Genomic DNA, 24,558 nt, shown 5'->3' with positions numbered 1-24,558 from the left:
TCTAGACTTGATAAGGAAAAAATTGCATGGCACAAGCATATAATAAGAACTTTGACTGGTCGGCAGAGCTGCACAAAACGGTCGTGCATAGCCTAACCACATCTTTTGGTTTGGATTTTTTACTGATAAAAGACAAAGTGGGCGGCGATGTGGATACAGTGCATAACGTCCGACAAGGCATTTGGGCAACCGAAAAAGAAAAAGCCGCCTTTGATAATCGCGGAGAGTACGACTCTCACGCCTATCACTCTAACAAAACCTACATCGAAAAAGGCAGAGCAGATAAAAAGCTGCAAGCACAAGGAAAATTGCACGACAAATATCGAGACACCAATTTTCAAGCAGGCGAATCAAGACAGCTGGATCACGTCGTTTCTGCGCATGAAGTGCATAACGATCCGGGTCGTGTATTGGCAGGCTTAGATGGGGCAAAGCTAGCAAATCAAGAAAGCAATCTTAGCTCAACCCACGGATATCTTAACAACCTCAAAAAAGATCATTCGATGGAAGAATTTGTCAATCGAATTGTTCCAAAGCAAATCGCCGCAAAAAAAGCCAGCATTCAGAAAAATCAAGAAAAACTGGAATCTTTACCCGCAGACACACCAAAACAGCGCCACGAAAAACAAAAACTCCAAGATAAAATCAATAAAGAAAAAGAGCATCTTAAGGCCCTAGAAGAGTTTGATGGAAAAGGTGCAATGGAGGCAGACAAAAAAGCCCGACAAGCCATGGACCAACAAATCAATAAGGAATATTACACCAGCTCCAAATTCTTTAAAGAAACAGCCGTAGCATCAGCGAAGAAAGGAGCTCTTATGGGAGCGCGCCAAGCACTGGGGCTTGTCTTGGCGGAAATTTGGTTTGAGCTAATAGAGCGAATCCCTGAAATTTTCCGCTACTGCACGCAAAAAGCAGCCTTTGAGTTTGAGGTTTTTCTTGAGAAAATCAAAACCACATTCACCAATATCGTTGAGCGTGTCAAGGTTAGATTTCGTGATTTATTAACCAGTTTTGCCGATGGTGTGATTGGCGGCATACTGGCAAGCATAACCACCACCATTTTAAATACCTTTTTTACTTCACAAAAACTCATTGTAAAATTGATTCGTGAATCGTGGAATAGCCTTGTTAAAGCTGCCAAAATCTTATTTTTTAATCCAGAAGATTTAAGGGCTGGCGATTTAACTCGAGAAGTGATACGCATCTTAGGCTCAGGCGCGGCAATTGCTGTTGGCACAATACTAAACGGCCATCTGGAGCAAATGCTTAAACTGCCTTTTGGCTCGTCTATTGCGGCATTTATCAGTGCCATGGCAACAGGCATTTTAACGTTGGGCTTGACATACTATCTAGACCATAGCGCCGTCATGCAAAAAGTCTGGGATTTTTTAAACGCTCTTAAAAGCAAGTACGAAAAACTTTTGGACAGTGTTCAAGCTGCCAATGCCAAACTTGACCGTTATTTAACCGAACTGAGTAAGCTAGAATTTCAGATGAATCCTGACGAGCTTGCCGCTTTTGCCAGCGCACTAGCAACAACCAACAGCGAAATTGAGCGCAGTCTTGTACTTCGTAAAGAAATTCAGCGCAGAAATATTAAGCTGCCTTTTGAATCTGGAAATCACAGCAGCGTCAGAAGCTGGCTTAAAAGCAAACAGCAATGATTGATTTTCCTTGCAATGCCTGCGGTCAATGCTGTCGCTTGGTTAGTAAAAGCGCACAAACAGCCCATCTTGACCGCGGCGATGGCGTTTGCCGACACTTTGATGATGATACTAACTTATGTCTAATTTATCACCAAAGACCGCTTGAATGTCGAGTGAAAGATTACTATATTACACACTTGAGAGATGAGATTGATTGGGAAACTTTTGTTCAAATCAACCTATCTGTCTGTCAAACATTGCAAGACGATATTTCTAATCATAAATAGATTATTTATCGTGCGGCATCTGACAATCTCCACACCACACCCCACAAGGATACCCCATGTTTGTATTTACCGCAGACGCGAACACGCCAGCATACATCAAAATCAAATTTCTTATCCGCACTCTAGACCGCCTGCGCAGCCTTGAAAAACAAATTGAGGCTCTGGAATGTCAAAAATTCAGCTTACAGCTTGCAATCGAGCACGTGGCAGTCCAAGAAAACGAGCAGACCTTTGATTTGGTGTCATTATATTCAGAGCTAAGCAGGGTTCTTGCAGAATTCAAAAAATGCTCTAGCGCCCTTGAGCAGCTGGCTAATCATGACGATGAACTGCTTATGCTGGCGGCAACTGAATTTTGTAAAAACAGACAAGCCAGCCATGGCGCAGTTTCAATTGCTGCTTTGCAGCGCGCCCTTGGACTCGGTTATAATCGCGCGCATTCTATCATCGAGACCCTAAAAGAGCGCCAAGAAATCTAATCGCAAACCATCAAGCCCTAAAAAGCGCCCATCAACGTGAGCGCTTTTTGTATTGGCAATTACTCCAAATTACACCAAAACTCCCACTTCAAACCCTTCACGAATGGCACGTTTGGCGTCCAGACGTTCGGCATTTTTTGCGCCGCCAATGACGTGGTATTGCGCCTTGGGTGCGCTGGCAAGCTCTGGCATGAGCGCATTGACTGACTCTTGTCCAGCGCAGATGACCACGCTGTCCACACGCAAAAGCTGCGCCTGACCATTCACCGTAATCCACACGCCTTCATCGGTGATTTTGTCATAGCGCGCACCGCCAATCTGCACCACGCCAGCTTGTTTGATGGCGGCTTTATGCACCCAGCCTGTGGTTTTATTCAAACTTTTGCCAAATTTCTCGCCACGCTGCAAAAGATAAATCTGCCTTGCAGCAGGCTGTGGCTGTGGCTTTGCCAGTGCGCCTTGGCTGTCATAATCCGCCCTGCTATCCACGCCCCATTGACGAAAAAACACGTCCGCACTTGGCATATCAGGCGCAAAATCAGGCGCATTGACATCACTTGGCACGCTCGCTCCATGCGCCAAAAACTCCGCCACATCATAGCCGATACCGCCTGCGCCCAGCACCGCCACACGCTCGCCTGCACGCTTTTGCCCAGACAAAAGCTCAGCATAACTCATCACCTGCGGTAAATCTGCGCCAGCCACGCTGATGGCACGTGGCACTACGCCAGTCGCCACAATCACATCATCAAACTGCGCTTCTTCTAGCATTTGGCGCGTTACTTCGGTATTTAGGCGCACGTCCACTTGCAGCTTGGCAAGCTGGTGGTGAAAATAGCGAATGGTCTCAAAAAACTCTTCTTTGCCGGGAATCACCTTGGCATAATTAAACTGCCCGCCAAGCCATGCGCTTTTTTCAAACAGCACCACACGATGCCCACGCCCTGCTGCCGTTATCGCTGCCATCATGCCAGCCACGCCTGCGCCCACCACGGCAATGCGCTTGGGTTTTTTGGCAGGCTTAATGCGGTATTCGCTTTCATGGCACGCCAAAGGATTGACCAAACAAGACGCACGTTTGTTCTCAAAAATGTGGTCAAGGCACGCTTGATTGCAGCCGATGCAAGTGTTAATCAGCTTATCTTGCCCTGTCTGCGCCTTTATCACCCAATCGCTGTCCGCCAAAAACGGACGTGCCATCTGCACCAAATCCGCTTGCCCAGCCGCCAAAATCGCTTCGGCAGTGTCTGGCATATTGATGCGATTGGCGGCAATCACAGGAATGTCCACCGCCGCTTTCACCGCTTCAGTAAAGCGCACAAAACTTGCTCTTGGCACGCTAGTTACGATGGTCGGCACGCGCGCTTCATGCCAGCCAATGCCAGTATTGATGAGCGTTACGCCAGCGTCTTGTAGCCATTTTGCCACGCTGATGACGTCCGCCATCACCGCTCCGTCCGCCACAAATTCCGCCATAGACAGCCGAAAACTGATGATAAAATCATCGCCTGCCGCCTGCCGCACCGCCTTGACAATCTCCAGCGCAAAGCGTGCGCGATTGGCAAGACTGCCGCCATATTCATCTGTGCGTTTATTGGTGCGCGCGGATAAAAATTGGTTCAGTAAATACCCTTCCGAACCCATGATTTCCACGCCATCATAGCCTGCCTTTTTGGCAAGCCGTGCGGTATTGGCAAAGTCTGCCACCGTGCGCTCAATGTTACGCACGCTCATTTGGCGTGGCTTAAAAGGCGAAATGGGCGATTTAATAGGACTTGGCGCAACCACAAACGGATGAAAACCATACCGCCCAGAATGCAGCACTTGCAGGATAATCTTTGCGCCATGCTTATGCACCGCGCGTGTTACTCGTGCGTGATGAGGCACGTCGCCTGCGGTGTTTAGCGTGCCGCCAAGCGGTGTCAGCCAGCCTTCTTTATTTGGTGAAATGCCGCCTGTGATAATCAGCCCCACACCGCCTGCCGCGCGCGCTTCAAAATATGCCGCAAGTTTGCCATAATGATAAAAACGGTCTTCAAGCCCTGTGTGCATTGAGCCCATCACCACGCGGTTTTTAAGCGTGGTAAAACCCAAATCCAAAGGCTCAAACAGCTTAGGATAAGGCGTGTTTTCAGGCTGGATGGTACTGTCTGGCGCAGCGTTTGACGCACTTAGATGCTGGCGCAGGCGGCGCAAACGGTCGGTGATGGCTTTCATGGCTGTCCTTAAAATGTCAAATGGCGTGGCGGCTGGTTTTGGCTTAACGGTTTTGGCGGTTTGCTTAAAATAAACCCAACCAATCCCAAGCTCGCTTGGCAAGCACCACGCTTTTTGGTTGATTTTATCATAAGCCCGTGTTAAATTTTACCCAAGTTATGATTTTATTATAAAATTCATCACACTCAAAACTTTACGATGACTTATAAGTCATCACAATCCATCCATCATAAGGAATCATCATGACCGAAGTCGCCCCTGAATTTCGTATCACCATTTCTGGGCAAATCACCCCAGCGGACGTTGCCACGCTTGCCGAACAAGGCGTAAAAACCATCATCAACAACCGCCCAGACAGCGAAGAAGCAAACCAGCCCACTTCTGATGAAATCGCCGCTGCCGCTGCCGCACATGGCATCGCTTATAAGCAAATCGCCTTTGCTGGCGGTATGCTGGATATGAATCACGTTGAAGAATTTGCCGATTTTTTCAACGCCACCGAACGCCCGCTGCACATCTTTTGCCGCACGGGCAACCGCTCAAGCACCATCTTAGCCGCCGCTCGTGAGCGCGATATGCTGGACAAAGAGTGATTTTTATCGTTTCATATCCACTTGACATCAACTTTGCGTGCCAGTGTGCGCATGATAGGCAAAATTTCAAATTTTACGAAAATTTATCGCCGATTTATCCCTACACCCACGCAAAACCTGCTAAAATAGGCGCATGATTGTGCCTATTTTTTATGGCAATTTTTCTAATGATTCTACGGCAATGCGCAAGCGGTGCGTGAAATAAACGCAAATTTTGCACGATAAACCTTGCCAAGCATTCGCCAAATTTTTCATGATTTCATCAAATTAAAACTCAACAAACCGACAGACATCTACGAGCAAAAACAGTATGAGCAAAAGCAGCAAAAACATTCCCATCTTAAACGATGAAGACATCGCCAAAATGAAAATCGCAGGTCAGCTTGCCGCTGAAGTCTTGCAAGTGCTGGACGAACACGTCAAAGCTGGCGTGAGTACAGGCGAGCTTGACGACATCGCCCATCGCCACATCACCGAAGTTCAAGGCGCAATCCCAGCCTGCCTAAATTATCACGGCTTCCCAAAATCCATCTGTACCAGCATCAACCACGTTGTATGCCACGGCATTCCAGACCATGAGCGCATTTTAAAAGATGGCGACATCATCAACATTGACGTAACCGTCATCAAAGATGGCTACTATGGCGACACATCAAAAATGTGGATTGTGGGCGAAGGCTCGGTGATGGCAAAGCGCATTTGCGATGTCGCCCAAAAGGCACTGTACGCTGGCATGAGCGTGGTGAAAAATGGCGCACACCTTGGCGATATTGGTGCGGCAATTCAAGCGGTGGTTGAGCCTGAGCGCTTTAGCATTGTGCGTGAATTTTGCGGGCATGGCTTGGGCAAAGAGTTTCACTGCGAGCCACAAGTGCTGCACTACGGCAAAAAAGGCGAAGGCGTGGAGCTAAAAACAGGCATGGCGCTGACCATCGAGCCGATGATTAACCAAGGCGTATGGCAAACCAAAGTCATGAAAGACGGCTGGACTGCCATCACCAAAGACCGCAAACTCTCAGCGCAATGGGAGCATACGCTGATTGTAACGGACAACGGCTGTATCGTAACCACCGCACGCCCTGACGAAGATTTAAGCTGGATTAAAGAATAACTCCGATGACACTTGCGTCCACATCATCTTTTGAGCTGGCAAACGAGCTTGCCGCCCAGCTTGGGCTTAGCGTACCTGCTTTGCCAAAATCCGCCGCACCATCAAGCGATGCCGAGTTTGAAAAGTTTTTAGCGGCTTTTGATGGCAGCGCTTACCAAGCGTGGCTTGGGCAAATCAATGCCGACATTGACGCACGCATGGTGGTACTTGGGCGCATGGCAACCCAAGAAATTGCCCAGCTGATTGCGCTGCGCACCGCTGCCATGGACGCACTGATGGTGGCGCTGTTTACTGCGTTTGGCTTGCCAGATGAGCTTGCGCTGTTTGCGGTGGGCGGCTATGGGCGTGGCGAGCTTTTGCCCAATTCAGACGTGGATTTGCTTTTGATTGGCAAGGACATTACACGCCATCAAGCACGCATTGAGCCTTTTGTGGCAAGGCTTTGGGACATCGGCATCACGCCTGCGATTTCGGTGCGCACGCTTGATGACACTGCCTTGGTCATCAGCGATCAGACCATCGCCACCGCCCTTTTAGAAGCGCGGTTTTTGACGGGCAATCACGCACTTGCCCACACACCAAAGCAAGCGGTGAAAAATCACTGGACGGCAAAGGCGTTTTTTGATGCTAAAACCCAAGAAGCCAAAGAACGCTACCGCACTCAAGGCGCAACCGAATATAACCTTGAGCCAAACATCAAATCCGCTCCCGGTGCGCTGCGTGATATTCATGTGGTGATGTGGCTTGGCAAGTTTGTTTTTGATGACGTGCGTGATTTGGCGGACTTGGCGGCGGCAGGATTTTTAAGCGATGACAAAGCAATCACACTGACCAATGCCCAGCTGTTTTTGTGGTGTATGCGCCATCATCTGCACGCTTTGACGGGGCGCGCCGAAGAACGCCTGCTGTTTGACCATCAAAAATCGCTTGCCGTGCGCATGGGCTATGCCGATGAAAACGTGGCGCACAGCGAACTTACCAGCGCCCTAGAAGCCATGATGCGGCTGTATTATCGCCACGCCATGCACGTTGCGGCGCTAAGCGAGCTGTCTTGTGATTATTTTAACGAACGCTATTTAAATCCTGTGTTTGAGCGTGTGCCGCTGGACGATGATTTTTATCGTTTGCGTGAAATTGGCAGCACAAACCCGCAAACCGACCAAAACGATAAAATCGCCGCCATTGACGACACCTTGTTCATCAAAAAACCAGACGCATTGCTAAGAATCTTTTTGATGATGGGTAAGCACGGCATTAAAAAAATTGCCGCCAGCACCTTGCGTGCGCTGTTTTTGGCAAGCAATCACATCAATGATGAATACCGTGATAATCCTGCGCACCGTGCGCTGTTTTTGGCGAATTTACAAGAAGGCAATTACCTATTTCACCGCCTGCGCCTGATGAAACGCTATGGCGTGCTGGCAAATTATCTGCCTGCCTTTGGCGACATCATGGGGTTGATGCAGTATGATTTGTTCCATCGTTATACGGTGGATGCGCACACGCTGCTGTTGGTGCGGATTTTGCACCGCTTTGGCAAAAAAGATGAAAGCCACACCTTGCCAAGCACCGACAACTCTGGTGCGCCAAATCCTACCAGCGAAAACCGCTTTGGTCTTGTAAGCGAAGTGTACCAAAACATCAACCGCAAGGACATCTTAGTCATCGCTGCCTTATTTCACGACATCGCCAAAGGGCGTGGCGGCGATCACAGTGAACTTGGCGCACAGGACGCGTACGAATTTTGCCAAGCGCACAAACTTTCGCAGCAAGACACTGATTTGGTGTGCTGGCTCGTCAAAGAGCATCTCACCATGTCTCTCACCGCCCAAAAGCAAGACATCTACGACCCTGAAGTCATCGCACGTTTTGCTGAATTTACAGGCAGTATCACAAGGCTAAATCACCTGTATGCGCTCACGGTTGCCGATATGAACGCCACCAATTCGCAGCTGTGGAATGCGTGGCGTGCGTCTTTGTTGCGCCAGCTGTACATCAGCACGCACAGGGTGCTAAGCCTGGGACTTGCGGCGGCGGATAAAGACCAAGTCATCGCCAATCGTAAGCACAAAGCCAAACTTTTGCTTGATGAGTTTGACCAAGCCGCCCTTGATGCGCTGTGGGCAGGTTTTGGCGAAGATTTTTTCTTAAAACAAAAGCACGCCGACATCGCTTGGCAATCCGCCCAAATCCTGCGCCACACCCAAACGCACTCATCTGGCACGCCCATCATCGCCCTGCGTGAACATGGCGACGTGGCATTAGGCGCAGTGCAGCTTTTGGTGTGTAATCAAGACCAAGATGATTTGTTTGCCGCCACCGTCTGCACGCTTGATGGCATGGGGCTTTCAGTGCTGGACGCCACCATTTTGACAGGTAAAATTGATGGCGTGCCAGTGGCGATTGACTCGTATGTCTTGCTTGACAGACTTGCCATCAAAGGCAGTGAGCGTAATGATATTTTGACCGACAGCCACCGCCAAACACTGCTGATACAAAAGCTTGCCACCGCCCTGCGCACCAATGATTACCGCACGCCGCCACGCACGTTTGGACAAAGCGAACTCAAGCATTTTAGCGTGCCGACACAAATCTCTTTTCAAGCCGCCACGTCCATCGCCAATGACGGACACCACGCCATGATGCTCATCACCAAAGATCGCCCTGCGCTGCTTGCCAAGGTGGGCGGCGTGTTTCGTAAGCTGCGCATTGAAGTGCATGGCGCACGCATTACCACGCTGGGCGAGCGTGCCGAAGATATGTTTCACATCAGTGCCAAAGATGGGCGCACGCTTAGTGATGATGAGCTTGCCACGCTCAAAGCGCAGCTTTTAGAAGTGTTGGGGTGAATTTAGAAGTACTGAGGTGAATTGGAGCAGGTTTCATAAAATTAAAAAACTGGGCGAATAAAATCATCAATTCGCCCACCAGTTAATTGCGCAGAGCTTTTTATCTTTTTGGCAACATTTTTATCTTTTTAATGATTGCCACGCTCAGCGCATAAATCAACCACCAAGCACCAACCCAACCCCAAATCCACACAACGCAAATCAAAGATACCAAATCCTTGTCTTTTGGCTTATAATAGGCACAATCTTTACATCATTTTTAATTTAATGAGCTGTCAATAGGAAAATTCATGGCCCAATACATCTACACCATGAACAATGTGTCAAAACTTGTTCCGCCCAAGCGCGAAATTCTAAAAAACATCAACCTATCGTTTTTCCCGGGTGCAAAAATCGGCGTGCTGGGTCTAAACGGTGCAGGTAAATCTACTTTGCTGCGCATCATGGCAGGCGTAGACACCGATTATAGCGGTGAAGCGCGCGCGCAAACTGGCATTAAAGTTGGCTATTTGCCCCAAGAACCGCAGCTTGATCCTACCAAAGACGTGCGTGGCAACGTGGAAGACGGCGTGCGTGAAGCCCTTGACGCACTTGAGCGCCTAAACCAAATCTATGCCGAATACGCAGAGCCTGACGCAGATTTTGACAAACTTGCTGCCGAACAAGGCAAAATGGAAGACATCATTCAAGCGTGGGACGCACACAACCTAAACACCACACTTGAAAAAGCCGCAGACGCACTGCGCTTGCCACCTTGGGACGCAGACGTATCTAAGCTGTCTGGCGGTGAAAAACGCCGTGTTGCCCTGTGCCGTTTGCTGCTTTCTAAGCCTGATATGCTGCTGCTTGACGAACCGACCAACCACTTGGACGCAGAATCGGTGGCGTGGCTAGAGCGTTTCTTGAAAGATTACACTGGCACGATTGTGGCGATTACCCACGACCGCTATTTCCTTGACAATGTCGCTGAGTGGATTTTGGAGCTTGACCGTGGCTATGGCTACCCTTATAAGGGCAACTACACCGAATGGCTTGAGCAAAAAAATAAACGCCTAGAGCAAGAACAAAAACAAGAAGAAGCCTTTGCCAAGGCGTTGAAGCAAGAATTGGAATGGGTGCGCAAAAACCAAAAAGGTCAGCAAGCCAAATCCAAATCTCGCCTAGAGCGCTTTGAAGAAATGAACTCGCGTGAGTTCCAGCAACGCAACGAAACGGCAGAAATCTACATTCCACCGGGGCCACGCCTTGGTAATAAGGTGATTGAAGTCAATGGCATTTCTAAGTCCTTTGGCGACCGTCTGCTGTATGAAAACCTATCATTCACCGTGCCACCGATGGCGATTGTCGGCATTGTGGGGCCAAATGGCGCAGGTAAAACCACGCTGTTTAACATGATTACTGGCAAGGACAAGCCTGACACTGGCTCGGTGGAAGTGGGCGAAAGCGTGAAGGTTGCCTACGTTGGGCAGGTGCGTGATGAGCTTGACGACAACAAAACCGTGTGGGAAGAAGTCTCTGACGGTCTTGATATGATTACCGTGGGCGAATACACCACGCCAAGCCGCGCGTACATCGGACGCTTTAACTTTAAAGGTCAAGACCAACAAAAACGTGTGGGTCAGCTGTCAGGCGGTGAACGCAATCGCCTGCAACTTGCCAAAACCCTAAAACAAGGGGCGAACGTTATTTTGCTTGACGAACCATCAAACGACCTTGACGTAGAAACCTTGCGTGCGCTAGAAGACGCGGTGCAAGTGTTCCCCGGCACGGTGCTGGTGGTGAGCCATGACCGCTGGTTCTTGGATCGTATTTGTACGCACATTTTATCGTTTGAAAACGATGAGCCTGAATTTTTTGATGGCAACTACACCGAATACGAAAAATGGCGTAAAGAAAAATTGGGCGCAGATGCCACGCCTAAGCGTATGAAATATAAGAAGATTGGTGGTTAATCAACCAAACTTCTTAAAGCTAAAACACCGCCTGACTGATACGTTAGGCGGTGTTTTTTTGATGAAGTTTTGACAAGTTTTTGGTAAAGACTTGGGTAAGTTTTAGTTTTTGGTGAAATTTGGGGCAAGTTTTAAAGCAAGTTTAAAAGTAAATTTTCAATCAATTTTTAAGCCAAACCCACCATCAACCAGCAAATTTATCCGCCCCAAAGCGTCTTGGAATCAGCTGCGCCTTGGCATCGGTATGCGGACGGTCAGCATCGTCAAGAACCTTGGCAATCCACGCATCGGCACGCTCAATCGCACGCACCACATCATCGCCCATCGCCAGCCGCCCTGCGATATGACTGGCAAGCGAGCAGCCAGAGCCGTGAAATTCGCCATTTAGCCGCCGAATCACGCTTGTGTGCGCAATCTGCCCATTCACATACAAAAACTGCTCAATATCACCTGCGCTAAAATCGTGCGAAGTCTTTACCAGCACGGCTTTTACGCCTTTATCGTTCAGCGCTTTGGCGCAGTCGTGCAAGTTGTCTTTGCCCGCCAAAGCCCTAAGCTCATGCGTGTTTGGCGTAATCAGCGTGGCAAATGGCAAAAGCTGCTCAAACGCTGCCACGAGCGTTTTTGGGTCGCCCAAAGAGCCGCCAGAGTTTGCCACCAGCACAGGGTCAAGCACAAAAGGCGTGCCAGCGGCAATCTTGCGCGTGGCGAACAGCTGGGCAATGGCAGCGATGTTTTCCACCGTGCCAAGCATGCCTGTTTTGATGGCTTTGACGGGCAAATCGTCCAGCACCGCCTTTGCCTGCGCCATCAAAAGCGTGTCCGCCACAGGCTCAAAGCCCAACACCGCCTGCGAGCTTTGCACCGTGATGGCAGTACAAGCGATGGCAGCGTGCGCACCTGCCTGCCCGATGGCTTCAATATCCGCCTGCAAGCCCGCCCCGCCTGATGGGTCAAGCCCTGAAAAACACAGCACCGTTGGACGCATGATTGTCATAATGTATCCTTATTCTTGGCAAATTCACCCAATTATCATAGCAAGTTTTCGCACGTACCGCCATCGGCTTTTTATTTTATGGGAAAATTCATCAAAAAAGTGAAAAATTTGCCAATATTTGCAAAATTTTGCTTGCAATCTTGAGAATTTTTGTTATAATTACCGCCCACAACGTACTGATTGTACAGCAAAACGGTGACGTGGGTGAGTGGCTGAAACCACATCCCTGCTAAGGATGCATACGGGAAACTGTATCGAGGGTTCGAATCCCTCCGTCACCGCCATTTATTTTCTAAAAATTGAAAAATAAATGAAAAAAGTGCTTGACATTATAAAATTAACTGCTATAATGTCGCACCATCAACGCTGAACACTAAGTTAAGTTGATTAAGCGCCCGTAGCTCAGTTGGATAGAGCACTTGGCTACGAACTAAGGGGTCGGGAGTTCGAATCTCTCCGGGCGCGCCACATTATGAAAACCACCAGCTTTTAAGTTGGTGGTTTTTTGTTACGCAGCTTTTCTTGTGTAAGTTTCACTCATCACGCTAACTTTCCACACATTTTCACCACATATTTTCACCAGAACGAGCTGCGCACCAACTTACCCCAACTACCCCTTAAAAACCACACCCACAATGTGCTACAATAGCAGCTTTAATCAGCCAGCTTATTTTAGTAATCAGCCCACGAACCAAACGAACGCCATGACCCGCCAAACCAAAAAATCCAGCACCGCTCACACCCAGCCAGCCGCCCATCTTGATGATGAAGTAAAAATCGCCAAACCTTTGGTGCGCTTGGCGGCGCTTTTGTACGATGGCATGCTGATTTTATCCATGCTGTTTTTGACCAGCCTTGTGCTGACGGTGATTGGCACGCAGCTGCTGATGGACACAGGCACGGCGGCTGCGGACGCTCAAACCTTGCCCGCTTGGTATCAAAATGGCGTGATGACACCGATGGCGGTGCTGACGCTCGTGGGATTTTATGGCGTTTTTTGGCGCAAAACTGGGCAAACACTCGGCATGCAAACGTGGCGACTAAAAACCGTTACCACCGATGGGCAGCTTTTGGACTGGCGTGCCAGCTTTGTGCGCATCATTTACGCCTGCCTTTTGCCCATGCTGTGCGCCATCATCGGCACACTCGTTTATGGCGGACGCTTGGCGGCGGTGGGCAGCGCATTTTTGGGCTTGCTGTGTAATTACGCAGTGTGCTGGTTCAATGCGCGTGGATTTGCCGCGCACGACATCTTGTCAAACACCATGACCTTAAAAGTGCCAAAAATCGCCCACGAAGGCATTTTTGCCAGCCTAAAAAAACGTGGCAAATAAATTTGGCGGCTTAGCACTTTTGCCCAATCTTTACCATCTAAGCTTGCCTACAAATTTCACCAAACACCAACAAATGCCACGCTTAGTCCAGCTTGTCATTTTATTAAAAGTTGTTAAAAACGGCATTTTACCCAAAGGCATTTTGTTGAAAAATCAGTACAAAAAACGGTATAATGAAGCCGTTTGAATAAACATTCATAATAAATACATTTTTAAAACAACAACATTTAGCGCAGTTGCTTGACGGCTCAACACAAACTTACGCCAGCCGAGATTTTTATGCACAATCCTTATGCCAACCCAGAACCGCTGCATTTTAGCGGTGTCAGCTTTGATGAAACCTTAATCCAAAAATACAACCGCCAAGGCCCACGTTACACGTCCTACCCCACCGCGCTTGAATTTGCGCCCATCGCAGAAGGCGTGGAAGCAGACGTGCTTGCCAGTCGTGATGTGGACGTGCCGCTGTCGCTGTATTTTCACATTCCGTTTTGCCGCCATCTGTGCTACTACTGCGGCTGCAATAAAATCATCACCAAAAAGAACAGCGATTCTGGCGATTATCTGGAGCATTTATTTGCTGAAATTCGCCACAAGGCTTCGCTGCTTCAGGGCAATCCGCTGGTTAAGCAAGTGCATTTTGGCGGTGGCACGCCCACCTTTTTGACCGATGATGAGCTTGTGCGCCTGTGGGAATTTTTACAAACGCAGTTTCGCTTTGCGGACGATGGCGATTTTTCCATTGAGATTGACCCACGAGAATTGCGTGAAACCACGCTGGAAGTACTGCGTGGACTTGGTTTTAATCGCCTAAGTTTTGGCGTGCAAGACCTTGAAGAAAAGGTACAAATCGCGGTAAATCGTGTGCAGCCAGAATCTTTGGTGCGTGCGGTGATGGCAGAAGCCAGACGCTTAGGCTTTCGCTCCATCAATATTGATTTGATTTATGGCTTGCCACATCAGACGGTGGCGAGCATGGCAAATACGGTGACGCGCGTGATTGACATTGCGCCTGATCGCCTATCGGTGTTTAATTATGCGCATTTGCCTGAGCGTTTTTACGCCCAAAAACGCATCAACGAAGCCGATTTGCCATCACCTGCCGACAAGCTCACCATGTTTGGCGACACCATCAACGCCCTAACCCAAGCAGGCTATCAATACATCGGCATTGACCATTTTGCCAAGCCTGACGATGAAATGGCAATCGCCCAACGAAATGGCGAGCTGCACCGCAATTTTCAAGGCTATGCCACGCTTGGCGAGTGCGATTTGCTGGGCTTTGGCGTATCGGCAATCAGCCAAATCGGCCGCCATATCCTGCAAAACCACACCAAACTTAAAACCTACACGCAAATGGTACAAGACGGCAAACTCACCGCCGTCAAGCACATCGCCGCCGACCCAAAAGACGCACTGCGCCGCTATGTCATCATGAATTTATTGTGCCATGATTATTTAGATTTTGCCGATGTGAGCGCCAAATTTGGCATTGATACGCCTACTTATTTTGCCGATGAGTTGGCGCAGCTTGGCGATTTACAAGCGGACGGCTTGGTAGCAATCAGCGACACAGGCGTGCGCATTTTGCCAAAAGGACGCATTTTAGGGCGCAGCGTGGCGATGGTTTTTGATGAATATCTGGGCAAAAAACACGCCAACCGCTTTTCTAAAGTGATTTAAAAAACCAAACCAGCCGATAAGCTGATTGACTTTCATTTTAAAACAAGCACCAAAAGAAAAACCCAGCAATAACGCTGGGTTTTTTAGGCTGAAAGCTGTTTGCGTAAATACGCACTCAGACTTATTCTTCGCCTTTTTCTTCAGTAGCAGCTTCTTCAGCAGCAGGCTCAACGCTTGGCGCTTGCATGGTAGCGATTACGCGCTCTGCGTCAGATTCTTCGTGGATAACCAAAGTTACATCGCTTGGTAGTTTCACGTCTTTTAGGTGGATTGATTCACCGATTTCTAGTGCAGATACGTCCACTTCGATCGCTTCTGGCAAGTGGCGTGGCATGCACGATACTTCAATGTCGTTCACCAAAGTAGATAGGATACCGCCTGCTTTTTTGCCAGCAGATTTCTCAACGTTCACCAGGTGTACAGGCACATGGAAGTTCATCACTTGACCGCGTACGATGCGTTGGAAGTCAACGTGTAGCGGGAAGCCTTTTGATGGGTGGCGTTGTAGGGCTTTTACCACAACTTCGTGGTTCTCACCGTCCAAAGCAAGCGTGGTTACGCTTGAGAAAAACGCGTCATCTTCCAGTGCTTTTACCAGCTCGTTTTTCTTAACGCAAACAGATACTGGCTCAGCGTCGCCACCGTAAACGATAGCAGGCACTAGGTTTTCTTTACGCAGGCGGCGGCTCGCACCTTTGCCCTGCTGCTCGGTAGGACGTGCTACCGTAGTTAGAGTGTAGCTCATGACAATTCCTTAAATTGTGATGTCAAGGGGAGCAAACTTGCGACCAGCTTGCTCAAAAATGCCGTTCGTGCTTGGCGCACGATTTGGTTTCGCTCGGCAAATTAGCGCAATATTATAGCCAATTTTTGCTGATTTACCAAGTAAAATTTCATCAATTTGGATAATTTTTATAAAAATTTACAAGATTTTTCACCATAATTGAGAGTAATTCTTGATAATTTGTGAAAAAAGATAGTACAAATTTTGCTGATTTGTTATAATATCGTACGAAAGTGTGTATATTTTCTACATTTTATTTGTATGTTTCATGACAAATAGCACTTTTTAATGACAAATTTTTACCGAAATTTACCAAAAAGTTGGCGAAAATGGCTTGCGTAAAAGCCTTGTGGAATTGAGCATTGCAAGTTTTGCCAACGCATGAAAAAGGAGTGAGCCATGAATGGAGTGGCTTTTGGCGTGTGGATTTCGCTCGCCATTTATTTTATCGGCATGATTGCCATCGGCGTGTACGCCTATTATAAGCAAAAAAATGACGTAGAAGGCTATATGCTGGGCGGTCGTAACCTAAGCCCTGCGGTGGCTGCGCTGTCGGCAGGTGCGTCTGATATGTCTGGCTGGCTGCTTTTGGGCTTGCCGGGTTATATGTATGCGTCTGGCATTGTCAGCCTGTGGATTGCAGGCGGTCTGACGCTTGGCGCTTTCGCCAATTACCTGCTCGTTGCGCCACGTTTGCGTGTTTATACCGAAGTGGCGAATAACGCCATCACCCTGCCAGACTTTTTCGCCAACCGCTTTGACGACCGCTCGCATATGCTGCGCATCATGTCGGCTGTGGTGGTGATTGTATTCTTTACCGTGTACACCGCGGCAAGTTTGGTAGGCGGCGGCAAGCTGTTTGAAAGCTCGCTGAATATGTCTTATGACATTGGCTTGTGGGTAACGGCAGGCGTTGTCGTGGCGTATACGCTGTTTGGCGGCTTTTTGGCGGTGTCTTTGACCGACTTTGTGCAAGGCGTGATTATGCTGGTTGCCATGCTGCTGGTGCCGATTGTGGCGTTTAGCGATGTGGGCGGTTTGTCTGCTGGCGTGGCAGTGGCAAGCTCTGTGAATCCTGAGCTGTTTAACATCATGAGCGGCGTTACCGTCATGGGCGCAATATCTTTGGCGGCGTGGGGTCTTGGTTACTTTGGTCAGCCGCACATCATCGTGCGCTTTATGGCGATTCGCTCAGTCAAAGACGTGCCTGTGGCGTGCGGCATTGGCATGGGCTGGATGATTCTAAGTTTAATTGGTGCGCTGATGGTGGGTCTGTCTGGCGTCGCTTACATCAAAAATCACAACATGGAACTTGCCGACCCTGAGACCATTTTCCTAGTGTTCTCACAGCTTTTGTTCCACCCGCTGATTTCTGGCTTCCTATTGGCTGCGATTTTGGCGGCAATCATGAGTACCATCTCAAGCCAGCTTTTGGTGGTGTCAAGCTCGCTGACTCGTGATGTGTACAAGCTGTTTTTGGACAAAGAAGCATCAGAAGCACGCCAAGTTTTGGTGGGTCGTATCTCGGTGGTTGCCGTGGCTTTGGTGGCAATCATCATGGCTTCAGACTCAAACAGCTCGGTACTAAAAATGGTATCGCACGCTTGGGCAGGCTTTGGCGCGGCGTTCGGCCCGCTGGTGCTGTTTAGCCTAATGTGGAAACGCATGAACCGCCACGGCGCATTAGCTGGCATGATTGTCGGTGCTTTGACGGTGATTGTGTGGGTGTATGGCGGCATTGAGATTGGCGGACAGCCAGCCAACGACGCCATCTACTCAATCCTGCCGGGCTTTGCCTTTAGTGCAATCGCCACGGTGGTGGTAAGCCTAATGACCGCACCGCCAAGCCGTGAAATCACGGAGAAATTTGAGATGATGGAACGTGGCCTAAAAGGCTGATTTCATCGCACGCATAAAAATACCGCTGGCAATGCTGGCGGTATTTTTTTTGGGTTTGTACTGGGGTTAAATGTTGGGTTTTGTGGGTTTGGTTTGAGCTACCGTCCGATTTGATGAATGATTTGTAGGCGTGTTGTTTGTGCGGTTTGTAAGCGTTTTTCGCATGGTTTGTAAGTTGGGTTAGCGACAGCGTAACCCAACATTTTGGAACGGAATTTAAACCCATGTTGGGTTTTCACTGCGCTCAACCCAACTTACGCATCGTCATTGAACCCAAATCATAAATCGGTTTGATTGGTAGATTTGTAAGTTGAATTAGCAACGGCACAACCCAACATTCCAAGCAACAAACCCCATTTTAAACACTAAATTTCGCCTACTAAAAAATCACCAACCCAACAAAAAGCCCGTCCGCAGACGGGCTTTTATGACTAAACTTGCATTGCCAAACATTGCAAGCAGCAAGTTTAATCACACTTCATAATCAAACATGGCACTGATTGATTCTTCGTTGTTGATACGGCGCAGCGCTTCAGCAATCATCGGTGCGATGGTGATTTGGCGAATGTTTGGGCAAGCCTTCGCAGCTTCTGACAAAGGAATGGTGTCTGTAACCACAAGCTCATCAAGCGCAGAGCCGCTGATGGTCTCAATCGCCTTGCCAGACAGCACTGGGTGCGTGATGTAGCCCACCACACGTTTTGCGCCGTTGTCTTTTAGGGCTTGGGCGGCTTTACACAGCGTGCCTGCGGTGTCCACGATGTCGTCTACAATCACGCACTCACGCCCTGCGACATCGCCGATGATGTGCATGACTTGCGATTCGTTGGCACGAGCGCGGCGCTTGTCAATGATGGCAAGGTCAGCGTCGCCCAAAAGTTTTGCCATGGCGCGAGCGCGCACCACGCCGCCCACGTCAGGCGATACCACCATTAGGTTTTCGTAATTTTTTTGTTTCAAATCACGCAGCAAAACAGGCGTGCCGTACAGATTGTCTACTGGCACATCAAAGAAACCTTGGATTTGGTCAGCGTGCAAATCCACCACCATCACACGGTCAATGCCCGCGATTGACAGCATATCCGCCACCACTTTGGCAGAAATCGGCACACGCGCCGAACGTGGGCGGCGGTCTTGGCGTGCATAACCAAAATACGGAATCACTGCCGTGATACGCCCTGCGCTAGAGCGGCGCAATGCGTCTGCCATCAGTACGATTTCCATCAGGTTGTCGTTGGTTGGTACGCACGTTGGTTGTAGGATAAAAACGTCTTTGCCACGCACGTTTTCTTTGATTTCAATGGCGATTTCACCATCAGAAAAACGTGTGATGTCGGCTTTGCCAAGGGGAATGTGCAGATTGTCAGCGACGGTTTGCGCAAGCTGTGGGTTTGCTGTGCCTGAAAAGACAGCCATATATGATGACATAAAAGAATCCTATATAGTCAAGCGGGCGGTGCTACGGTGGTGGTAGCGTTCGCGAAAAGTTGCATTGCCTAACTATTTTAGCATTTTTGCGCAAATTTTGCAGTAATTTTATCAAAGAATTTCTGTGTTTTTGGCAAGTCAAGATAACAAAAAAGCCAACCTTGACGGCTGGCTTGATTGCTTTTAGTGAATGGAGCTTAACACTAATAATATGGCAGGGGTAGCTGGACTCGAACCAACGAATGTCAGGATCAAAACCTGATGCCTTACCAACTTGGCGATACCCCTTTATAGGCTCGCCATTATACCGATATTTTTAAAAGTTGCAAGTGTTTTTTCAAGTTTTTTTGTGATTTTCAATCAAGATGAGCAAAAACTTGCCGTAAATTTTCTTAAAATCACACAAATTCTCCCAAAGAGCTAAAAACTTACGCCACGCAACCACGAAAACAAAACAGCGACATAACCGCACACACAATCACGCAAACAAAAAAGCCAACCTTAACGGCTGGCTTGATTGCTTTTAGTGAATGGAGCTTAACACTAATAATATGGCAGGGGTAGCTGGACTCGAACCAACGAATGTCAGGATTAAAACCTGATGCCTTACCAACTTGGCGATACCCCTTTATAGGCTCGCCATTATACCGATATTTTTAAAAGTTGCAAGTGTTTTTTATCACTTTTTGCTAAATTTTAGTAATTTTTAGTCAATTTACTAATTTTTTAGCGGATTTTGGCGGATTTTGGCAAGTTTATTGGGTAAATCGCCCTCAAAATTTGCTTATTTATCCGCCACATCGGCTGCGTTTGGCTCGGCAGTTTTTAGATTTGAGACGATGAACGCACGGCTTGGCGCACGCTCAAGCCACGCTTGGCGAGTGTCTGCGTCCACGCTCGCCACAATCGGCAAATACACCGCACTGCCCGTCCCTGTCATGCGTGCCACACCGCCCGCTGCAGGCTCAAGCGTGCGCAGGTAATTGAGCGCTGCCGCCACATCTGGTGCATAAGCGGTGGCAATCGGCTCAAAGGCATTATGAAACGGTGGATTAAATTGTTCAGCAAAATCAGACACTTGCGCAGGCAAATCATCAATGATGGGCGCATCTTTGCGCAAATTTAAATCACAAAACAGCTCAGCGGTCGCCAAATGCACTTCTGGCAAAAGCAGCAAATAATCACAATCAGGCAGCGTGATTTCAGTAAGCTGCTCGCCAATGCCCGTGGCGATGGCGTCAGGGTGCTGGCACTGCGCAAACACAAAAAACGGTACGTCAGCCCCCAAAGCCGCCGCCAATAAAAGCAGCTCATCAAGCGGCAAATCCAGCTCCCACAGCACATTAAGCGCCACAAGCGTAGCAGCGCAGTTGCTAGAGCCGCCACCCAGCCCTGCACCAGTCGGAATGCGCTTATTTAGCGTGATGGTAACAGGCTTGGCAGCTTTTGGGTAGTTATCGGCAAGCAATGCCGCCGCCTTGACAATCAAATTGTCCGCCGCCGTCTCGGTCAAGCCATCAGCACCAATCAGCGTTACAAGCGGCACATCATCGCTGGCAGAGAGTAGCGTAAACTCTAGCTCATCGCCAAAATTAAGCGCACGAAACACGCTTTGTAAATTATGATAGCCGTCATCACGCTGCCCTGTGATGTGTAAAAACAGGTTAATCTTGGCAGGTGAAAAAAGCGAAAGAGTCTGCATGGCGCACCTTTATTTAGATAATAAGCGATGAAATGAGCGACAAAAGGCTTGCAGCTAAGGCGTATGATTGATGGTCATCACCACACGCGAGCCATCGTCATGCGTAATGCGCAAGCGATACGGCTGGGTTTCGTTGGTGCGGTAGTCAAATTGCGCCGTCCACGCACCATTTTTGGCAGTGGCAAGACGTGCCGACTCGTCCGTGCTGCGTGCGTCATCAGACGGTGCGCTGCGTCCCAGCACCCAATAAGGCAGCTGGCTGATGGGCGCTTGCCAGCCTGTCGCTGCCAAAAGTAAGCGTTCTGGGCTGTCTGCACTGATTTCGCCTGTGCGCTCGCTGCTTAGCACAGCCGTTTGCCCATCGTAGCGGATGCTCGTTGCGCCAAGTCCTAGCGCGCCTGTCAAATCAATGGCGAAACGCTCGCCCTGCTGTCCCCATGCATAAAAAGCACTGCCCGCCTGCTTGCCTGCTTCAGACACGCTGGTAATGCCGATTTTGCCTGTGATATTAAAGGCGATAGGCGCATTGGCGGTGGCAGCTGCACTCACGGCAGGCTTGACGCTTTGAGTGGTCTGACAGCCTGCCAACGCCACCATCGCCACAGCAAAAACGGACGAACGCACAAGCGTGCGCTGACTAGAAAACTTAAAAAAACGTGCCATAAGATAAACTTTGATGAATTTTTGGTTATAACAATTTAATGATAAAAAACTTGATGGTAAAAATTTATAGCAAAACTTGACAGCAACATAAAACGTACGCCAACTTTTGCCAAACTTGCCAAGACTTGCCGACAATTCACTGATGGCGTGCCGATAATTTACCGACAATTTGCTTGCCAATCGGTTATAAACCAGCCGATAAATCTGCTTGCCTGCCAATTTACCACGCCCCACCAAAAAAATAAAGCCAAAAAATGTAGCCAATACGAAAGAAAGTCGTTTCGCTCGTCAAATGCTTAGCCAAACGCTTATCTGACAAGCCTTGTCAATTTTGCTAAATTTTATATTCATTAAAAACAAAAAAAGCGCAAAATTCTTGCGCTTGTTGTGTGTGATATTTCTGATTTTTGTGCCAGTTTTTCGCCAGTTTTTTATCAAAATTGCACGTTTAAAATCCTTGCCCTTGCACTGGCGTGCTTTGCGCTGTACCAAAGCGTGCTTGCAAATCCGCCAACAGCTCAGCCACCATGCCATCATCGCCCAAGCCCTGATAAGCACGCAGCAGCAGCACGCCTGTTTGTACACTTGGTGCAACGTCATAAGGCATTTGCAGCATATCAATCACCGCTTGATAATCGCCTTGCTTGAGTGCGTGTTCGGACAATACCACAAGCGATTCTAGCTGCAATGCGCTGTCATACAAAGGGTCGTCCACGCCAATCAAGCTGATGTTTTGGGCGGTGGCAAGCGCAGGCGCATCGTTTGGATTGTCCGCCAAAATCAGGCGTGCGTTCATCAGCTGATAGCGTGGATTGTAGCCGTCCAGCTCCAAAAGTTTGGCAACCGCTTGGCGTTTTTCATCAGCGGTCAGCTCATTTTCTAAAAGCTGGAAGCTTGCGTACAGCAGGCGGTCATCGTCTGGATATTGGCGCGTGGCAACGGTGAGTAAATCCTTGGCGGCTTCTTTGTCATTTTGGCGCAAGTGAATTTCCGCTTGTAAAATATAACTGTCCGCCGCCAGCATTTCATAATCATCACGCAGGCGCACCAAGGTCGCCATCGCAGCGTCCACGCGGTTTTCCAGCAGATAAAAGCCCACCACTTTGGTGCGTGCGTCCAGCACATGCTCATAATCGTCCACTTTTTCATAATGCGTGCGTGCGTGCGCCAAATCGCCCAGCCGCTCATAGCCAATGCCCAAATAATAATGCGCCTGACTGCGAAATTCTGGCACTTGGGTGAGTGATTTCATCAAATCAATGGCGGCATGATAATCGCCCACGTCCAACGCCACTAGGCCGCCAAGCAGCATGACATCGGCATTTTGGGTGTGTGCCAGCGCTTCTTGGAGCAAGCGCCACGCCCCCATCAGATCGCCTTGATTGATGAGCGTGCGGATTTCATACAAATACAAAGAATGCTCGTGCGGCAGCTCGCTGCGCTTGGCGTGGATAAATTGCCACAGGGCATCAGTATCGCCAAGTGATTGTAAAATATCAATTTTTAGGTTAATCAGCGCAAGATTGGCAGGCTCAAGCGTCAAAGCGTGATTGATGTGCAAAAGTGCCGCCTGATACTCGCTTAGGCGCATTAAAAGACCTGCTCGCAGCACCGACACCGAAGCATTATCCGCACCATCAACGTCCTGCAACGCCACAAACAGCGCGCGCTGATCGGCTGGCGCATTGGGCAAAATGCCTGTGAAAATCTGCGACAAATCCGAATGCGGATCGTACTGTAAAATCATCGCCAGCATTTTGGCGGCTTGGTCGTAATCCCCTGCTTTAATCGCCAAATGCGTAACATAAAACCACGCAGGAATATGCTCTGGATTGCGCATTTGCCAAGCGGTCGCAAAGGCAAGCGACACTGCTGGCTCTTCGTATTCTATGGACAAACCAAGCGCACGCTCAAATACTGGCGTGGCGTTTTGTTTAAAAGATTCCGCCTTGTAGATGGTGAGCGCCTGCTCAGGATTGCCACGATCAGCGGCAAATTCAGCGTACAGCAGTGCTTCTAAATCTGGCGAATCAATCATCGGCGTGGTGTCAAACGCCACAATCAACTCATCAAACAGCTCATCTGGCAAATCTTCCACGCCAAATTCACCGCTCGCCACACGCTTTGCCTGCGCTTCGTTATGGCGAATCACGCCTTTTTTTGGTGTATCCGCTTCTATGCCATCGGCAGGCAAATACGCATCATCGCTGCCATCATCTGCGTGCTGAAACCATGCGTCATCGCCTTCGTCAGCGTGTATATCGTTCGTGTGCTGAGCGTTTGGCGTAGTTTGCTCGTTTTCGTGGGTGAAGCTGTCGTCTTGGGCAGAATCATCGCTTTGGGCGGAATTATCTTGAGTGGATTTGTCGCTCGGCTGATAAAACGGCAACAAAATTCGCAGCAGCGGATCAAATACCGATTCTGCTTTTGCATTCACAGGCAGCACAGCAAGCACACACGCCGCTGCCAGCGCACCCAGTTTTTGCCAGCGATTTGGCAAACTTTTGTGCGGCTGCGATGCCAAATGGCGATTGGCGTGGCGCGGTTTTAAAATCATGATAATGCGTTTAATGACTTGCTGGATTTAACGGCAAAATAGTAAGTTTATAAAGGTTAAGTTGGGCTGATTTATCAAAACACAAGCCCCAACTCTAAGACCCAAGCCCAAGACTTGCCCATCAAACAAACAGCAAACTTGGCGACTTAGGCAGGCTTGCAAATTTTTAAGCCAAATTTGTCTATTATAAAAGGAAAATCCCAAAGCGCAAGGCTCTTTGATAAGATTTACACAAACTTTGTGCCAAAATCTGCGCCTTATTCTTTGCGGTTTGCTGATGGATTTTTAAACATTTAAAAATACAAAAAGTAGATTTTAAAAGAATTTTCACAAGAATGTTGTGCCTTTTACTGTTATCACTTCAAGAAAAATGC

17 protein-coding genes and 3 tRNA genes are annotated in these 24,558 nt (G+C 48.7%); 12 read left to right on the top strand and 8 right to left on the bottom strand.

Going from position 1 to position 24,558, the window contains the following annotated elements:
- The first annotated feature begins 308 nt into the window (after positions 1-308).
- The 3 genes from B0181_RS04425 (at position 309) to B0181_RS04415 (ending at position 2,415) form a co-directional block, all read left to right on the top strand.
- Positions 309-1,667, top strand: a complete 1,359-nt coding sequence (locus B0181_RS04425) for a DNA repair protein (protein WP_211276067.1) — start codon at positions 309-311, stop codon at positions 1,665-1,667.
- Positions 1,668-1,793 (top strand): hypothetical protein, encoded by a 126-nt coding sequence (locus B0181_RS12450; protein ID WP_281271121.1) that lies wholly within the window; start codon positions 1,668-1,670, stop codon positions 1,791-1,793.
- 199 nt (positions 1,794-1,992) lie between these two features.
- Entirely contained in the window at positions 1,993-2,415 is a 423-nt protein-coding gene (locus tag B0181_RS04415) for a DNA translocase FtsK (protein WP_078276273.1), read from the top strand.
- 69 nt (positions 2,416-2,484) lie between these two features.
- Here the strand turns inward: B0181_RS04415 and B0181_RS04410 are convergent, their stop codons facing one another.
- A complete protein-coding gene (locus B0181_RS04410; protein WP_078276292.1) occupies positions 2,485-4,632 on the bottom strand; it encodes an NADPH-dependent 2,4-dienoyl-CoA reductase in 2,148 nt (715 codons plus the stop codon).
- A 242-nt stretch (positions 4,633-4,874) separates the two neighbouring features.
- Between B0181_RS04410 and B0181_RS04405 the strand changes: the two genes are divergently transcribed.
- The 4 genes from B0181_RS04405 (at position 4,875) to ettA (ending at position 11,137) form a co-directional block, all read left to right on the top strand.
- Positions 4,875-5,225 carry a protein tyrosine phosphatase family protein gene (locus B0181_RS04405; RefSeq protein WP_078276272.1) on the top strand — a complete coding sequence of 117 codons (351 nt, stop codon included), beginning with the start codon at positions 4,875-4,877 and terminating at the stop codon, positions 5,223-5,225.
- A 310-nt stretch (positions 5,226-5,535) separates the two neighbouring features.
- Positions 5,536-6,336 (top strand): type I methionyl aminopeptidase, encoded by an 801-nt coding sequence (map, locus tag B0181_RS04400; RefSeq protein WP_078276271.1) that lies wholly within the window; start codon positions 5,536-5,538, stop codon positions 6,334-6,336.
- Positions 6,337-6,341: 5 nt separating this feature from the next.
- Entirely contained in the window at positions 6,342-9,185 is a 2,844-nt protein-coding gene (gene glnD, locus B0181_RS04395) for a [protein-PII] uridylyltransferase (protein WP_078276270.1), read from the top strand.
- Between the two features lie 290 nt (positions 9,186-9,475).
- Complete coding sequence (gene ettA, locus B0181_RS04390; RefSeq protein ID WP_078276269.1) at positions 9,476-11,137, top strand: energy-dependent translational throttle protein EttA; 1,662 nt, start codon at positions 9,476-9,478, stop codon at positions 11,135-11,137.
- Between the two features lie 184 nt (positions 11,138-11,321).
- Here ettA and B0181_RS04385 read toward each other — a convergent pair whose 3' ends face one another.
- On the bottom strand, positions 11,322-12,125 hold the full coding sequence (locus tag B0181_RS04385; RefSeq protein ID WP_078276291.1) for a hydroxymethylpyrimidine/phosphomethylpyrimidine kinase: 804 nt from the start codon (positions 12,123-12,125) through the stop codon (positions 11,322-11,324).
- Positions 12,126-12,328: 203 nt separating this feature from the next.
- Here B0181_RS04385 and B0181_RS04380 point away from each other — a divergent pair.
- The 4 genes from B0181_RS04380 to hemN all read left to right on the top strand — a co-directional run bounded on the left by B0181_RS04380 (position 12,329) and on the right by hemN (position 15,151).
- Positions 12,329-12,418: transfer RNA gene (locus B0181_RS04380), tRNA-Ser, on the top strand.
- Positions 12,419-12,525: 107 nt separating this feature from the next.
- Positions 12,526-12,602, top strand: a tRNA-Arg gene (locus tag B0181_RS04375).
- A 236-nt stretch (positions 12,603-12,838) separates the two neighbouring features.
- Positions 12,839-13,468 carry an RDD family protein gene (locus B0181_RS04370; protein WP_172462104.1) on the top strand — a complete coding sequence of 210 codons (630 nt, stop codon included), beginning with the start codon at positions 12,839-12,841 and terminating at the stop codon, positions 13,466-13,468.
- 279 nt (positions 13,469-13,747) lie between these two features.
- Positions 13,748-15,151, top strand: a complete 1,404-nt coding sequence (gene hemN, locus B0181_RS04360; RefSeq protein WP_078276267.1) for an oxygen-independent coproporphyrinogen III oxidase — start codon at positions 13,748-13,750, stop codon at positions 15,149-15,151.
- Between the two features lie 121 nt (positions 15,152-15,272).
- On the opposite strand, the gene B0181_RS04355 is transcribed toward hemN, so the two are convergent.
- The gene (locus B0181_RS04355) at positions 15,273-15,896 is read right to left on the bottom strand and encodes a 50S ribosomal protein L25/general stress protein Ctc (RefSeq protein ID WP_078276266.1); all 624 of its coding nucleotides are present in this window, start codon (positions 15,894-15,896) and stop codon (positions 15,273-15,275) included.
- Between the two features lie 438 nt (positions 15,897-16,334).
- Between B0181_RS04355 and putP the strand changes: the two genes are divergently transcribed.
- Positions 16,335-17,834: a sodium/proline symporter PutP gene (gene putP, locus B0181_RS04350; RefSeq protein ID WP_078276265.1), complete on the top strand. Its 1,500-nt coding sequence runs from the start codon at positions 16,335-16,337 to the stop codon at positions 17,832-17,834.
- Between the two features lie 471 nt (positions 17,835-18,305).
- Here putP and B0181_RS04345 read toward each other — a convergent pair whose 3' ends face one another.
- The 5 genes from B0181_RS04345 to B0181_RS04325 all read right to left on the bottom strand — a co-directional run bounded on the left by B0181_RS04345 (position 18,306) and on the right by B0181_RS04325 (position 24,184).
- Positions 18,306-19,262 carry a ribose-phosphate pyrophosphokinase gene (locus B0181_RS04345; protein WP_078276264.1) on the bottom strand — a complete coding sequence of 319 codons (957 nt, stop codon included), beginning with the start codon at positions 19,260-19,262 and terminating at the stop codon, positions 18,306-18,308.
- A gap of 212 nt (positions 19,263-19,474) precedes the next feature.
- Positions 19,475-19,550: transfer RNA gene (locus B0181_RS04340), tRNA-Gln, on the bottom strand.
- 496 nt (positions 19,551-20,046) lie between these two features.
- Positions 20,047-20,964: a 4-(cytidine 5'-diphospho)-2-C-methyl-D-erythritol kinase gene (gene ispE, locus B0181_RS04335; RefSeq protein WP_078276263.1), complete on the bottom strand. Its 918-nt coding sequence runs from the start codon at positions 20,962-20,964 to the stop codon at positions 20,047-20,049.
- 54 nt (positions 20,965-21,018) lie between these two features.
- Positions 21,019-21,891, bottom strand: a complete 873-nt coding sequence (gene lolB / locus B0181_RS04330; RefSeq protein ID WP_245953244.1) for a lipoprotein insertase outer membrane protein LolB — start codon at positions 21,889-21,891, stop codon at positions 21,019-21,021.
- Between the two features lie 184 nt (positions 21,892-22,075).
- Positions 22,076-24,184: a tetratricopeptide repeat protein gene (locus B0181_RS04325; RefSeq protein ID WP_078276262.1), complete on the bottom strand. Its 2,109-nt coding sequence runs from the start codon at positions 24,182-24,184 to the stop codon at positions 22,076-22,078.
- Positions 24,185-24,558: the final 374 nt, after the last annotated feature.

Origin of the sequence: Moraxella caviae (assembly GCF_002014985.1) — a bacterium.
GTDB classification, from domain to species: domain Bacteria; phylum Pseudomonadota; class Gammaproteobacteria; order Pseudomonadales; family Moraxellaceae; genus Moraxella; species Moraxella caviae.
This window is presented reverse-complemented; position numbering and strand designations above follow the sequence as displayed.

Coding starts and splice junctions, on each gene's coding strand:
- B0181_RS04415 (WP_078276273.1), top strand. CDS start 1,993: ATGTTTGTATTTACCGCAGACGCGAACACGCCAGCATACATCAAAATC.
- B0181_RS04410 (WP_078276292.1), bottom strand. CDS start 4,632: ATGAAAGCCATCACCGACCGTTTGCGCCGCCTGCGCCAGCATCTAAGT.
- B0181_RS04405 (WP_078276272.1), top strand. CDS start 4,875: ATGACCGAAGTCGCCCCTGAATTTCGTATCACCATTTCTGGGCAAATC.
- map (WP_078276271.1), top strand. CDS start 5,536: ATGAGCAAAAGCAGCAAAAACATTCCCATCTTAAACGATGAAGACATC.
- glnD (WP_078276270.1), top strand. CDS start 6,342: ATGACACTTGCGTCCACATCATCTTTTGAGCTGGCAAACGAGCTTGCC.
- ettA (WP_078276269.1), top strand. CDS start 9,476: ATGGCCCAATACATCTACACCATGAACAATGTGTCAAAACTTGTTCCG.
- B0181_RS04385 (WP_078276291.1), bottom strand. CDS start 12,125: ATGCGTCCAACGGTGCTGTGTTTTTCAGGGCTTGACCCATCAGGCGGG.
- B0181_RS04370 (WP_172462104.1), top strand. CDS start 12,839: ATGACCCGCCAAACCAAAAAATCCAGCACCGCTCACACCCAGCCAGCC.
- hemN (WP_078276267.1), top strand. CDS start 13,748: ATGCACAATCCTTATGCCAACCCAGAACCGCTGCATTTTAGCGGTGTC.
- B0181_RS04355 (WP_078276266.1), bottom strand. CDS start 15,896: ATGAGCTACACTCTAACTACGGTAGCACGTCCTACCGAGCAGCAGGGC.
- putP (WP_078276265.1), top strand. CDS start 16,335: ATGAATGGAGTGGCTTTTGGCGTGTGGATTTCGCTCGCCATTTATTTT.
- B0181_RS04345 (WP_078276264.1), bottom strand. CDS start 19,262: ATGTCATCATATATGGCTGTCTTTTCAGGCACAGCAAACCCACAGCTT.
- ispE (WP_078276263.1), bottom strand. CDS start 20,964: ATGCAGACTCTTTCGCTTTTTTCACCTGCCAAGATTAACCTGTTTTTA.
- B0181_RS04325 (WP_078276262.1), bottom strand. CDS start 24,184: ATGATTTTAAAACCGCGCCACGCCAATCGCCATTTGGCATCGCAGCCG.